Source organism: Cryobacterium sp. TMB3-10, assembly GCF_004402305.1.
Taxonomy (GTDB): domain Bacteria; phylum Actinomycetota; class Actinomycetes; order Actinomycetales; family Microbacteriaceae; genus Cryobacterium; species Cryobacterium zongtaii.
In genome coordinates this window covers 171,872-184,012 of sequence record NZ_SOGH01000020.1, presented here as the reverse complement: position 1 = coordinate 184,012, position 12,141 = coordinate 171,872, and the positions used below count along the sequence as shown (strand labels likewise).

General features: G+C 66.9%; 11 protein-coding genes. 3 read left to right on the top strand and 8 right to left on the bottom strand.

From position 1 onward, the window contains the following. Nucleotides 1–10: 10 nt before the first annotated feature. From E3T22_RS08970 to E3T22_RS08950, 5 genes are all read right to left on the bottom strand, one after another. On the bottom strand, nt 11–1,789 hold the full coding sequence (locus E3T22_RS08970) for a penicillin-binding protein 2 (RefSeq protein WP_240632446.1): 1,779 nt from the start codon (nt 1,787–1,789) through the stop codon (nt 11–13). A 31-nt stretch (nt 1,790–1,820) separates the two neighbouring features. Continuing rightward, nucleotides 1,821–2,411: a hypothetical protein gene (locus E3T22_RS08965; RefSeq protein ID WP_103431711.1), complete on the bottom strand. Its 591-nt coding sequence runs from the start codon at nt 2,409–2,411 to the stop codon at nt 1,821–1,823. Next, nucleotides 2,408–3,400 carry a 16S rRNA (cytosine(1402)-N(4))-methyltransferase RsmH gene (gene rsmH / locus E3T22_RS08960; RefSeq protein ID WP_088457976.1) on the bottom strand — a complete coding sequence of 331 codons (993 nt, stop codon included), beginning with the start codon at nt 3,398–3,400 and terminating at the stop codon, nt 2,408–2,410. The genes E3T22_RS08965 and rsmH overlap by 4 nt, the downstream gene beginning before the upstream one ends. A 139-nt stretch (nt 3,401–3,539) precedes the next feature. Next, nucleotides 3,540–3,971, bottom strand: a complete 432-nt coding sequence (gene mraZ, locus E3T22_RS08955) for a division/cell wall cluster transcriptional repressor MraZ (RefSeq protein ID WP_088456053.1) — start codon at nt 3,969–3,971, stop codon at nt 3,540–3,542. Between the two features lie 364 nt (nt 3,972–4,335). After that, a complete protein-coding gene (locus E3T22_RS08950; RefSeq protein ID WP_088456052.1) occupies nt 4,336–4,716 on the bottom strand; it encodes a DUF3040 domain-containing protein in 381 nt (126 codons plus the stop codon). A gap of 73 nt (nt 4,717–4,789) precedes the next feature. Here E3T22_RS08950 and E3T22_RS08945 point away from each other — a divergent pair, with 73 nt between their 5' ends. Next, nucleotides 4,790–5,911, top strand: coding sequence for a polyprenyl synthetase family protein (locus tag E3T22_RS08945; RefSeq protein WP_088456051.1), 1,122 nt, complete (start codon nt 4,790–4,792; stop codon nt 5,909–5,911). A gap of 75 nt (nt 5,912–5,986) precedes the next feature. On the opposite strand, the gene E3T22_RS08940 is transcribed toward E3T22_RS08945, so the two are convergent. Beyond that, nucleotides 5,987–6,346: an Rv2175c family DNA-binding protein gene (locus E3T22_RS08940; RefSeq protein ID WP_103431709.1), complete on the bottom strand. Its 360-nt coding sequence runs from the start codon at nt 6,344–6,346 to the stop codon at nt 5,987–5,989. 179 nt (nt 6,347–6,525) lie between these two features. On the opposite strand from E3T22_RS08940, the gene E3T22_RS08935 reads away from it, so the two are divergent. Next, nucleotides 6,526–7,857 (top strand): LysM peptidoglycan-binding domain-containing protein, encoded by a 1,332-nt coding sequence (locus E3T22_RS08935; RefSeq protein WP_240632445.1) that lies wholly within the window; start codon nt 6,526–6,528, stop codon nt 7,855–7,857. Between the two features lie 92 nt (nt 7,858–7,949). Next, nucleotides 7,950–9,896: a Stk1 family PASTA domain-containing Ser/Thr kinase gene (gene pknB, locus E3T22_RS08930; RefSeq protein ID WP_134480810.1), complete on the top strand. Its 1,947-nt coding sequence runs from the start codon at nt 7,950–7,952 to the stop codon at nt 9,894–9,896. A gap of 115 nt (nt 9,897–10,011) precedes the next feature. Here the strand turns inward: pknB and E3T22_RS08925 are convergent, their stop codons facing one another. Continuing rightward, a complete protein-coding gene (locus E3T22_RS08925; RefSeq protein WP_088456047.1) occupies nt 10,012–11,355 on the bottom strand; it encodes a class II 3-deoxy-7-phosphoheptulonate synthase in 1,344 nt (447 codons plus the stop codon). Nucleotides 11,356–11,449: 94 nt separating this feature from the next. Next, the gene (locus E3T22_RS08920) at nt 11,450–12,139 is read right to left on the bottom strand and encodes a 1-acyl-sn-glycerol-3-phosphate acyltransferase (RefSeq protein ID WP_088456046.1); all 690 of its coding nucleotides are present in this window, start codon (nt 12,137–12,139) and stop codon (nt 11,450–11,452) included. Nucleotides 12,140–12,141: the final 2 nt, after the last annotated feature.

Below are 12,141 nucleotides of genomic sequence, written 5' to 3'. Positions count from 1 at the left end.
GCTCACTTTCTTACCAGGTACCGGGGAGATCAGGCGCGGCGGCGCCCGAGGGAACTGCCCGGTACTTTTTCAGCACCTGACTCATGACCTCTTGAAAGACCGGAGCGGGGGCTGCTGACGAATTCATGTTAACAGGGTCGGCCAGACTCACCGAAACGACGTACTGCGGATCGTCGGCCGGAGCGAAGCCTGAGACCGATACCAGGTAGCCCTTGGAGTACCCGCCGTTGCCGTCTGGCATCTGTGCGGTACCGGTCTTGGCGGCGGCCCGGTAGCCCGGGATTTCCCAGGTGTCGGCCAGCCAGGCCTTCTGGTACACCATTTCGAGGATGTCCGCAGTGTCGCGGGCCGCCTCGGCTGACACGACCTGGGTGCCCTCCGCCGCGGGAACGTCGGTGAGGGTGCCGTCTGCGGCGCGGCAGCCGGAGACCAGCTGCACGGGCATCCGGACGCCGCCGTTGGCGATGGTCTGGTAGATGCTCGACACCTGCAGGGCCGTCGTGGTCAGGCCCTGGCCGAACATTGTGGCGTATTGGGTCTGGTTGTCCCACTCGTCGGCCGGGTGCAGAATGCCGGGGTCTTCGCCGGGGAAGCCGGTCTCGGTTTCGGTGCCGACCCCGAACTTGGTCATGTAGTCGTAGCGCTGCTGATTGGTCAGACGCTCGCCGAACTGCGATGTGCCGGTGTTGGACGACTCGATCAGTACCCCGGTGAGGGTGAGGTTGAGGTCGGGGTGTGATGAGCTGTCATTGATGTTGGCGCCGTTTTCCGGCAGGTAACGGTAGGGGGCGACGACCTGGGATTCGGGGGTCGCCACGCCGGCGTCGATCACGGATGCCGCGGTGAGGGCTTTGAAGGTGGAGCCGGGCTCGTAAGAGGCCGTGAAGGCGCGGGAGCCGCGATCCTCTGGGTTGGTCGTGGCGCTGACATCGTTGGGGTCGACACTCGGGTAGTCGGCCACGGCGACGAGCTTGCCGGTCTTGACCTCCTGCACGATGACGTTGCCCCACGCTGCTCCGGTCTTCTGGGCCTGCTCGGCGAGCACCTTCTGCACAAAAAATTGCAGGTCGGAGTCGATGGTGGTGATGACGTCGCTGCCGTCGGAGGCGGGCTCGGTGGTCACGGTGCTTTCCGGCAGCCGCACGCCGTCGGCGCCGCGCTCGTAGGTCTCCGAGCCGTTGTTGCTGGCGAGGCAGGAATCCTGGCCCACTTCCAGGCCTGCCTGAGCCTCGCCCGCCGACGAGACGAAGCCGACGAGGTTGCCGGCGACGGCGCCGTTGGGGTAGACCCGGCCCGGGTTCTGCTGGAAGGTGAGCCACGGGATATCGAGGGCGGACAGAGCCCGGAACGCATCGACGCCGACCTGCCTGGCGACGAGCGCGTAGTCCGATTTAGGGTTGTCGGCGAGGGCCTCGGTGATGAGGGCCTGGACCTTCTCGGTGGGCATACCCACGATGGCGCCGATGTCCGCCACGGACTGTGCCAGTGGCACCGTGGTTTCGACCCCGTCGACGGTGCGGGTGAACGGCGAGGCGTTCTTGGGCGACAGTGCCACGTCGTACCGCATCACGGTCCCGGCCAGCACCACGCCGTTGGCGTCGAGGATCTCACCGCGCGAGCCGTAGACGGTTCTCTCGACCGACCGGTTGCCGAGGGAGTCGGCGCTGAGGGTGTCAGCGCGCACCACCTGGATATCGACGAGGCGAACGACGAACACGCCGATGATGGCGACGAGTACAACGATGGTCGCCGCGATCCTGCGCTTGCTGGACATGTGTGTTCTCGCCACGTGGTGGTCCTCCCGTATCGGACTGCCGTGTCTATCGAGTGGTCGGCGACGGCAGGCCGTCGGCTACCGTAACCGCCGCAGGGGCGGTTCCGGCGGCAGGCGCGCCGGAGGCGACGCTGGTTCCCTGGCCGCCGGCGGGCAGCTGGGTGACGAGGGGAACCCCGGTGAGCAGGGAGTTGGGAACGAGGCTGGCGGCGCCGGCCGCTCCGCCGCTGGCGGAGGTCGGCGCCCCGAGAACGGCGCCGTCGGACAGCCGCAGGTAGGCCGGGGTGGAGTTGCTGACCATGCCGAGTGCTTCGGCGTTGGCGGCGAGGCTCTGCGGCGAGGACACGCGGATGAGGTCTTCACTCACGCTGTCGGCGGTGCGGCCGAGTTCGACCTGGCTGGCTCGCAGGGCCGAGATCTCATAGGCACCCTGAGAGATCCCCACGCTCAGCAACAGCTGAGCCACGATGACGGCACCGACACAGGCCACCGCCGACAGCGCGTAGACGACGCGGGGACGCGTGTGAGTGCTGGGGCTCACGATCTCGATGTGGCGGCGTTCGTCGGCGCCGCTGCGTTCGGTGAAGTCGGGGCGCAGCGGTTCTGTTGTCAGCACCCGGGCCAGGTTGTCGCTCATTCGGCTCTCCTCAGTCGTTCGGCGGCACGCAGGCGAACCGATGTTGCACGGGGGTTGATGGCTTTTTCTTCTTCGGAGGCCAGTTCGGCGCCCCGGATCAGCAGGGTGAACAGCGGTTTGTGCTCCGGGAGTTCCACGGGGAGGCCGGCAGGGGCGCTCGACTGCGATGCGGCAGCGAACATCCGCTTGACGATGCGGTCTTCGAGCGACTGGTAGGCCATCGAGACGATGCGGCCGCCGACGGCCACCGCCTCCATCGCGGCGGGGATAGCGCGTTCGAGGACGGCCAGTTCCTGGTTGACCTCGATGCGGAGCGCCTGGAAGACCCGCTTGGCGGGGTGCCCCATGCGCTGCACGGCAACCGGAGTGACCTTGGTGATCACCTCGACAAGCTGGGCGGATCGCACGAACGGGGTCGTCGCCCTGGCCTCCACGATCGCCTTGGCGTATCGGCCGGCAAGTTTCTCTTCGCCGTACTCCTGGAAGATGCGGCGGAGGTCGCCCTCGCTGTAGTCGGCGAGGATCCGCTCGGCGGTGAGCGGCGACGTGCTGTCCATGCGCATGTCCAGCGGAGCATCCTTGGAGTACGAGAAGCCGCGTTCGACCTGGTCGAGCTGCATGCTGGAGACGCCGAGGTCGAAGAGGATGCCCTGCACCTCGCTGATACCGAGGCCGGCCAGCGCGTCGAGGATTCCGTCGTAGACGGTGTGCACGAGGTGGATGCGGTCTCGGAACGGCTTGAGGCGTTCCTCGGCGATGGCCAGGGCGTCGAGGTCGCGGTCCAGGCCCACCAGGGTGAGACCGGGGAACCGGGTCAGCATGGCCTCGGCGTGACCGCCCATGCCGAGGGTGGCGTCGACGAGGATCGCGCCGGGCGCGGCCAGGACCGGGCCGAGCAACTCGATGCTGCGCTCGAGCAGCACCGGGGTGTGGATCTCGTTGAGCTGCGGCCGTTCGGCCGAGGCATCGGGGGTCTTGTCGCTGTTCATCTCGTTGTTCGTATCGTTGTTGTTGTTGTTGTTGTTCATGGCTACCGGGGCCGGATCCTGGAGCCTGATCCCCATCCGTTCCGCCTGGCACCGGGGAAGTGTGTCAGGAGGGCAACGGCTGGGAGTCAGGAACCAGGAGCTAGAAGAGTCCCGGAATCACCTCCTCCGTGATGTTGGCGAACGAGGCTTCCTGCTCGATGAGGTAGAGGTCCCAGACCTCGGTGTCCCAGATCTCCACGCGGTTGCCCACGCCGATCACCGTGAGGTCGCGGCCCAGGCCCGCGTAGGCCCTGAGGTTGGCGGGGATGGTCACCCGGTTCTGCTTGTCGGGTGTTTCGGCGCTAGCTCCGGACAGGAAGACACGAAAGAAGTCGCGCCCTTCTTTGCTCGTGATGGGCGCCTGGCGGATCTTTTCGTGCACCTCATCAAAATCACGCGAGGTGAAGACGTACAGGCACCGTTCCTGGCCGCGCGTCATGACGATGCCGGTCGAGAGTTCCTCGCGGAACTTGGCCGGCAGGATGACGCGTCCTTTTTCGTCGAGCTTGGGGGCATAGGTCCCGAGGAACATTCATCACCCCTCTCTTCCGGCCAAGGTCAGGTGTTGCTCCACTTTACTCCACTATCAACCACCGCGTCTGGAAAACGCGCGATATTGCTGCGAACTTGCTTGATTATCCCTGAAAACACTGGGAATCATTGGGTGGAGGAAAATCCCACGCTTTGGGGCCGTTTGGGGACATTTTGGGCGCAAAAATGGACCGACCTGGTGGCCGGTCCTGTTTGGTGAGACGAAGTGGGTGAAAAGGGAGGGTTCGGGGTGGCGGGCGACGGGAGCCGGGAGCCGGGGAATGCAGAACGCCCGCCGTCTGGGTGAGGGCGGGCGCTGCTGGTTACTGCTGAGTGGTTACTGCTGAGTGGTTACTGCTGAGTGATTACTGCTGGCCGTCCTGTCGACGGTCCCAGCGGTCATTGAGCTTGTCCATGAAGCCCTGCTGGCTGCGAGCTTGAGCCGGACGGCGGGGCTGGCTGGACGACGGCCTCGTCGCCCGAGCTGTGCGGCCAGGCGTGATGGCCAGGAGCACACCTCCGAACATGATGATGAATCCGACGATACCCAGCCACAGCTGTTGCACCGCGACACCGGCGACAAGAGTCGCTATCCCGACGACGCCGGCGAGTACTCCGAGCACAATAGAACGGTAGTTGGGGCGGAGGCGGGTGCCTCCAACGCTCGCCACGAATTCGGCATCGTTGTGATAGAGACTGCGCTCCATCTCTTCGAGGAGTCGCTGCTCTTGTTCTGAAAGCGGCATCTCATTCCTCCAATTGGGGATCGAGCGGATTAGACCCTAATTCTAGTCCCGCCGAGATGGCTAGGCTAGGCAGGTGACCGAAAGCACTCGACTGGTCGATCTGGTTCATTCTCGTATCGACGAATTCATCAATACGCGTGAGTCAATTGTGACGACCATCAGCGGCGACCTGGCTGTGCTGGTCGACTTCTCACGGCAGTTTCTCAGCGGCGGAAAGCGCTTCCGGGCCCAGTTCGCCCACCTCGGTTGGCAGAGCGTTACGGCCTCCCCCGGGCACCCCGCGGCGGGCGCTCCCGCCGGCGTGCAGGGCGGGACCGCAGGCATCGTGTCGGTCGCCTCGGCGTTGGAGGTTTTCCACGCCGCGGCGCTCGTGCACGATGACATCATCGACAATTCCGACACCCGCCGCGGTGCGCCATCCGCTCACCGCCGCTTCGAGAGCCTGCACGGCGCCGAAGGATGGGCGGGCAGCCCCGGTGACTTCGGCCGGGCCTCGGCGATCCTGCTCGGCGACCTCCTGCTGGGCTGGAGCGACGAGCTACTCGACGAGGGCCTCGACGACGCCCCCGACCGGGTCAGCGCCCGTCGCGCGCGGCGGGAGTTCAACCTGATGCGCACCGAGGTCACGGCCGGCCAGTATCTGGACATCCTCGAGGAACGCGCCTGGCTCACCCAGCCGGAGGCGGAGCTCCTCGACCGCGCCGTGCGGGTGATCATCTTCAAATCGGCCAAGTACAGCGTTCAGGCTCCCCTCGTGATCGGCGCCGCTCTCGCTGGAGCCACCGACGACCAGCTGGACACCCTGCGTGCTTTCGGCCTGCCGCTCGGCATCGCCTATCAGCTGAGGGACGACCTGCTCGGAGTCTTCGGGGACGCAGCAGTGACCGGCAAGCCCAGCGGGGACGACCTGCGCGAGGGCAAGCGCACAGTCCTGATCGCTCTGGCGAGGGAGCGCCTGGACACGTCCTCGCTGCACACCGTCGACCGGCTGCTCGGCCGGCCCGACCTGACGCCGGATCAGATCTTGTCGTTGCAACAGATCATCGTGGACAGCGGAGCCGTCGACAGGGTGGAGACCCTCATCCAGCAGAACGTCGGCCAGGCGCTGGAGGCGTTGACCGGTTCGGACGTGGCGGCCGGGGTCGCGGCAGAGCTGACCGACTTTGCCGGGACGGTGACGCGGCGCGTCTTCTAGTAGCGCGGCGCGTGTCTCAGCACCCCGCCACCTCGTCTAACGACGGGGGCGCGGGGGCGTGGATCGAAAGTGCGATCAGGCCAGGGCTTGAGCGACGCGACGGACCTCGGCCTTGCGGCCGGCCAGAAGTGCGTCGATCGGGGGAACTCCGAGGCTGTCGTCCACCTCGAGCAGCCACTCCATGGCCTGGTCGTCGGTGAAACCGTCGTCGGCGAGCACGATCAGGGTGCCGCGAAGCTCACCGACCGGCGCGCCATCACGGATGAAGGAGGCGGGCACGCTGACCTTGCCGTCGCGGCGGACGGCCAGCAGGTGCTTGTCCTCGATGAGCTGCCGAACCCGGCTGTGGCTGATACCGAGGACCTCTACGAGGTCGGGAATGTCGAGCCAGTCTGGGCCGGAGGCGGATGTTTGAACAGAAGACGATTCGGTCACTCCTCAAGCTTCCCATGATTCGTCATCGCCGACAAACCCCTGCTTCGTCGCCAATTCCTGACACTTCCTGCGGCGTACCCGCGTGGTTAATTGACTCGGCATTCCATCTGTGTCAGCGTTGAGGACACGTCAGCTCTCACGGAGACAGCTGTCGACGAGTAGTCAACGAGCGGAGCGTCATGTCGGTTAGAGCCAGCAAGATCGAAACGGGGACGGTCCGACCGGACTCCCCCGTCGAGACCAGCTCAGCACGGCACCGTCCGGCTCCGACCGGAATGCGGCGGTCCATCGGCGCCTTCGCCAGCATTCCCCTTGTTGTGGTGAGCACCCTCGCGATCGTGCTCAACCTGGCGTCACCGGCCCAGGCCGCCACCGCCCTCAAGAAGCCGTTGAAGAGCCGCACCACGGTGCCGCAGGTCGCCGTGAAGCCGGCGCAGGCCGTTCAGCCGGCCACGGCGACGCCCGCACCCAGCCAGTACACCGTCGTCGACGGGGACACCATCAGCGCCATCGCCGGCAAGTTCGGCCTGTCGACGGCCTCGGTCCTGGCCCTGAACGGGCTGGGCTGGTCCGCCGTGATCTTCCCCGGCCAGGTTCTCACCCTGTCCACGGCGCCGATCGCCGTCGCCGCCACCCCTGCCCCTGTCGCGACCGAACTCACCAGGTACACCATCAAGTCCGGCGACACGCTCAGCGGCGTCGCGGCCGCCCACGGGGTGCCCACCGACGCCCTGTTCAGCGTGAACGGTCTCGGCCGCAACAGCATCATCTTCCCCGGCCAGGTCATCGTGCTGCCCGCCTCCGGTTCGGCCGCTGCCCCCGTCACGACGGTCGCCTCGACAACTGTCAGGGCCTCGACGCCCGGCAGCCACACTGTGGTGGCCGGCGACACCGTGGACAAGGTCGCCACCGGCGCCGGCGTTTCGGTGCAGGCGATCCTCGAAGCCAACGGCCTGGGCTACTCGAGCATCATCTACCCCGGCCAGGTGCTGACCCTCCCCGGCGCCGCATCCGCGAGCCCCGCACCCACAAGCACCGCACCGGTCCTCAACGCTGTCCCCGCCGTGGTCATCACACCCGCTCCGGCCCGCGGTACCGTGACGCCCCTCACAGCGGACATGGCCGCGAACGCCCGCCTGATCATCTCCGTCGGACGGGACGCCGGCGCGAGCGATGCCGCCCTCGTCGTGGCTCTGGCCGCCGCCGCGCAGGAATCCGGCATGCGCAACATCGACTACGGCGACCGCGATTCGCTCGGCCTCTTCCAGCAGCGCCCCAGTTCCGGTTGGGGCACCGAGGAGCAGGTCATGGACGCGGAGCGGGCCACCCGGGCCTTCTTCGGCGGATCGGTGAACCCGAACCCCGGCATCACCCGTGGGCTCCTGGACATCCCGGGCTGGGAGGCCATGACGGTCACCCAGGCGGCACAGGCCGTTCAGCTGTCCGGACACCCCGACCTCTACGCCAACTGGGAAGCATCCGCCCGCAGTTGGCTTGCCGACCTCGGCTGAAACCGGCGATCCGAAGGATCAGTGACCGAATCGTGTCACGCCGCGCTGCGGGCCGTCCAGAGGAACGCCCGACTTTTCCGTAGACTCATCGGGTGACCGAAAGCCCCACAGACCCCATGATCGGCCGGCTCATCGACGGCCGCTATCAGGTGCGCTCCCGGATCGCCCGCGGCGGTATGGCCACCGTGTACCTCGCCACCGACCTGCGCCTCGAGCGCCGGGTGGCCATCAAGATCATGCACGGCCACCTGGCCGACGACAATGCGTTCCGCAGTCGCTTCATCCAGGAGGCCCGCTCCGCGGCCCGACTCGCCCACCCCAACGTGGTGAACGTGTTCGACCAGGGCCAGGATGCCGACATCGCCTACCTGGTGATGGAGCACCTGCCCGGCATCACGCTGCGTGACCTGCTCAAGGACTACGGCAAGCTCACGCCCGAGCAGACCATGGACATCCTCGAGGCGGTGCTCTCGGGTCTCGCAGCCGCACACAAGGCCGGCATCGTGCACAGGGACGTCAAGCCTGAGAACGTGTTGCTCGCTGACGACGGTCGCATCAAGATCGGTGACTTCGGCCTCGCCCGCGCCGTGAACAACAACACCGCCACCGGTCAGGCCCTGCTCGGCACCGTGGCCTACCTCTCCCCCGAACTCGTCACCCGCGGCATCGCCGACGCCCGCAGCGACATCTACGCCCTGGGCATCATGACCTACGAGATGCTCACGGGCGAGCAGCCGTATGTCGGTGAGGCTCCCATGCAGGTGGCGTACCAGCACGCCAACGACACCGTGCCGATGCCCAGCCTGGTCGCGCCCGGCACTCCCACCGAGCTCGACGAACTCGTGCTCTGGGCGACGGCACGCGACCCCGAAGAGCGTCCCCGTGATGCCAGAGTGATGCTCGACCAGCTTCTCGACGTGGAAAAACTCGTGCGGCCCCAAGGCGACACAGCCATGCAGGCCACCATGGTGCTCCCCCGGGGCATCGCGGCCGCATCGGCCGACGCCGAAACCCAAATCCTCGGCCGCAGCCCTCTGGCTGTCGCGCCCGCCGCCGCAGTCACGCCAGCAGACGACGACGAACCCGACAACACCGCCCAGCTCGCGGGCAGTGCCACGAAGCGCCGCCGCCGGGGTTACTGGTTGTTCGCCCTGATCGTGTTCCTGGCCGCCCTGGCCGGCGGTGTCGGCTGGTACTTCGGTGCCGGTCCAGGTTCGGAGGTCCAGGTTCCTTCCCTGGTTTCGGTGAGCCCGGAGGAGGCTACGGCGACACTCGAAGGGCTCGGCCTCGTCGCCGAGCAGGGCACCGAATACAGCACCGAGATCCCGGCCGGGCTGATCGTCAGCACCGACCCCGGCGACGGGGCCCGAGTTGCCCAGGGCAGCACGGTGACCCTCAACGTCTCGCAGGGACCCGCGCCGATCACGCTGCCGCCGCTGGCCGGTCTCAGCGCGGATGCCGCCGCCTCGGCCATCGCCGAAGCGAAGGCGGTTCCCGGTGAGGTCGACGAGGTGTTCAACGGCGACGTCGAGGAGGGCCTGGTGCTCTCGGCCAGCCGGGAGAGCGACGGCAGCGACATCTCGGCGGGCGGTGACTACTTCGAGGGGCTCAACGTCAATTTCGTGGTGTCGCTCGGACCCATCCCCGACGTCGGTGGGGAGTCGCTCGATGACGCCGTCAGCATCCTCGAAGACAAGGGCCTCGTCGCCACAGCAGGCGAGGAAACCTACAGCGACACCATCGCAGAGGGCGACGTCATCTCGGTCGCCGCTGCCGAGGAGGGTCCGATTCGGGCAGGCTCGACTCTCATCCTCACGGTCTCCCGCGGCCCAGAGCCGGTGGAGATCCCTAATGTGGTGGGGATGGCCTGGAGCGAGGGCAAGCAGGTGCTCACCGACCTCGGCTTCAAGCTGAACTACAACCTGGCCGCGGATGCCATTGCGGCGATCATCAGCATCAAGTCGACGGATCCGGCGGCAGGTACCCTCGCGGCCAAGGGCAGCTCCATCACCCTGACCCCCACCAACCCCTTCGGCTAGACCTACCGTCTCCTGCTGGCGTCAGATGCGAGATGCCCCGCTACGGACGAGTTGCCCCGGGATACGGGAGCAGCTCGTCCGGAACGGGGCAACTCGGTGGTGCTGGTCGTGCGGGTTAGCGGGCCGCGAGCTCCTCGGCGACCAGGAACGCCAGTTCGAGCGACTGCATGTGGTTGAGCCGCGGGTCGCAGAGCGACTCGTAGCGGGTCGCCAGGGCGGCCTCGTCGATGTGTTCCGAGCCACCGAGGCACTCGGTGACGTCGTCGCCGGTGAGCTCCACGTGGATGCCGCCGGGGTGCGTCCCCACGGCGCGGTGCGCCTCGAAGAAGCCCTTGACCTCGTCGACGACGTCGTCGAAGCGACGGGTCTTGTAGCCGGTGGGCGTGGTGACGCCGTTGCCGTGCATCGGGTCGGTGACCCAGAGCGGCATGGCGTCGCTGGCCTTGATCGCCTCGAGCAGCGGCGGCAGGGCGTCGCGGATCTTGCCGGCGCCCATCCGGGTGATGAAGGTCAACCGGCCGGGCTCGCGGTTCGGGTCGAGCTTGTCGATCAGGCGCAGCATGTCGTCGATCGAGGTGCTCGGGCCGAGCTTGACGCCGATCGGATTGCGCACGCGGGACAGGAAGTCCACGTGGGCGCCGTCGATCTCCCGGGTGCGTTCGCCGATCCAGACGAAGTGCGCCGAGGTGTTGTACGGCGTTCCGGTGCGTGAGTCGATCCGCGTCATGGGGCGCTCGTAGTCCATCAGCAGGCCCTCGTGGCTGGTGTAGAACTCGGTGCGACGCATGGCCTCGAAATCGGCCCCGCAAGCGATCATGAACTTGATGGCGCGGTCGATGTCCTTGGCCAGGCCCTCGTAACGCTGGTTGGCCGGGTTCTTGGCGAAGCCCTGGTTCCAGCTGTGCACCTGGCGGAGGTCCGCGAAGCCGCCCTGGGTGAAGGCGCGAATGAGATTGAGGGTGGACGCCGACGTGTGGTACGCCTTCACCAGCCGGTCGGGGTCGGCCTCGCGGGACTCCGGGGTGAAGTCGTAGCCGTTCACGATGTCGCCGCGGTAGGCCGGCAGGGTGACGCCGCCGCGGGTTTCGAAGTCGCTGGAGCGGGGCTTGGCGAACTGACCGGCCATGCGGCCCATCTTCACCACGGGCATCGACGCACCGTAGGTGAGCACGACAGCCATCTGCAGCACTGTCTTCACCCGGTTGCGGATCTGCTCCGCTGTGGCGCCGCCGAAGGTCTCGGCGCAGTCACCGCCCTGCAGCAGGAAGGCCTCGCCGCGGGCCGCCTCGGCCAGGCGGTCGCGCAGGATGTCCACCTCGCCGGCGAAGACCAACGGCGGCTGGGTGGCCAGCTCGGCGGAGGCGGCCGCGACGGCATCGGCATCCGGCCAGGCCGGCTGCTGCTTGATGGGAAGGGTGCGCCAATAGTCCAGTCCGGCGATCACAGATTTGTCTGCCATTACAACCGGTTCGGTGGGGTCTACCACGGGACTGAGCCTGTTTTCTCTAATGCGGCCCGCACGAGCGCGGGTCTGGGATGAACGATATTCGAGCCTAGCGTGAAAGGCTGGCGCGCTTCTCTTTGACACTGGTGGCGTACACGTCGACGTACTCCTGGGTACTGAGGCGGCGCAGTTCGTACATCAGCTCGTCCGTCACGGAGCGCAACACGAATCTGTCACCCTCCATTCCCTCGAACCGGCTGAAGTCCAGCGGCTCCCCGATGACGATGCCGATCCGGCGCACCTTGGGGATGCGGGTGCCGGTGGGCATGGCCTTCTCGGTGTCGATCATGGCCACGGGGATGACGGGGACGCCGGCCTCCAACACCATGCGGGCCACACCCGTGCGACCCCGGTACATCCGGGCGTCCGGGCTGCGGGTGCCCTCGGGATAAATACCGAGAGCTCCCCCGCCGTTCAGGACCGCGAGGCCGGTGTTCAGGGAGTCCTCCGACGCCTTGCCCCCGGAGCGGTCGATGGGCAGCTGGCCGGTGGCCTTGAAGAACTGCTTGGTCGCCCAGCCCTTGAGGCCGGTGCCGGTGAAGTACTCGCTCTTGGCGAGGAAGACCACCCGGCGCGGCACCACCAGAGGCAGGAAGACCGAGTCGATGAAGGACAGGTGATTGCTCGCCAGAACGACACCGCCCTCCTTGGGGATGTTGTCCAGCCCGATCACCCAGGGCCGAAACAGGCCGAGTAGCAGCGGTCCGGCCACAACATTCTTCATGAACCAGTAGAACATCG

Excerpts from the sequence above, each read along its gene's own strand:
- mraZ (WP_088456053.1), bottom strand. The coding sequence starts at position 3,971 with ATGTTCCTCGGGACCTATGCCCCCAAGCTCGACGAAAAAGGACGCGTC.
- E3T22_RS08950 (WP_088456052.1), bottom strand. The coding sequence starts at position 4,716 with ATGCCGCTTTCAGAACAAGAGCAGCGACTCCTCGAAGAGATGGAGCGC.
- E3T22_RS08935 (WP_240632445.1), top strand. The coding sequence starts at position 6,526 with ATGTCGGTTAGAGCCAGCAAGATCGAAACGGGGACGGTCCGACCGGAC.
- E3T22_RS08925 (WP_088456047.1), bottom strand. The coding sequence starts at position 11,355 with ATGGCAGACAAATCTGTGATCGCCGGACTGGACTATTGGCGCACCCTT.
- E3T22_RS08920 (WP_088456046.1), bottom strand. The coding sequence starts at position 12,139 with ATGTTCTACTGGTTCATGAAGAATGTTGTGGCCGGACCGCTGCTACTC.
- rsmH (WP_088457976.1), bottom strand. The coding sequence starts at position 3,400 with ATGAACAGCGACAAGACCCCCGATGCCTCGGCCGAACGGCCGCAGCTC.
- E3T22_RS08965 (WP_103431711.1), bottom strand. The coding sequence starts at position 2,411 with ATGAGCGACAACCTGGCCCGGGTGCTGACAACAGAACCGCTGCGCCCC.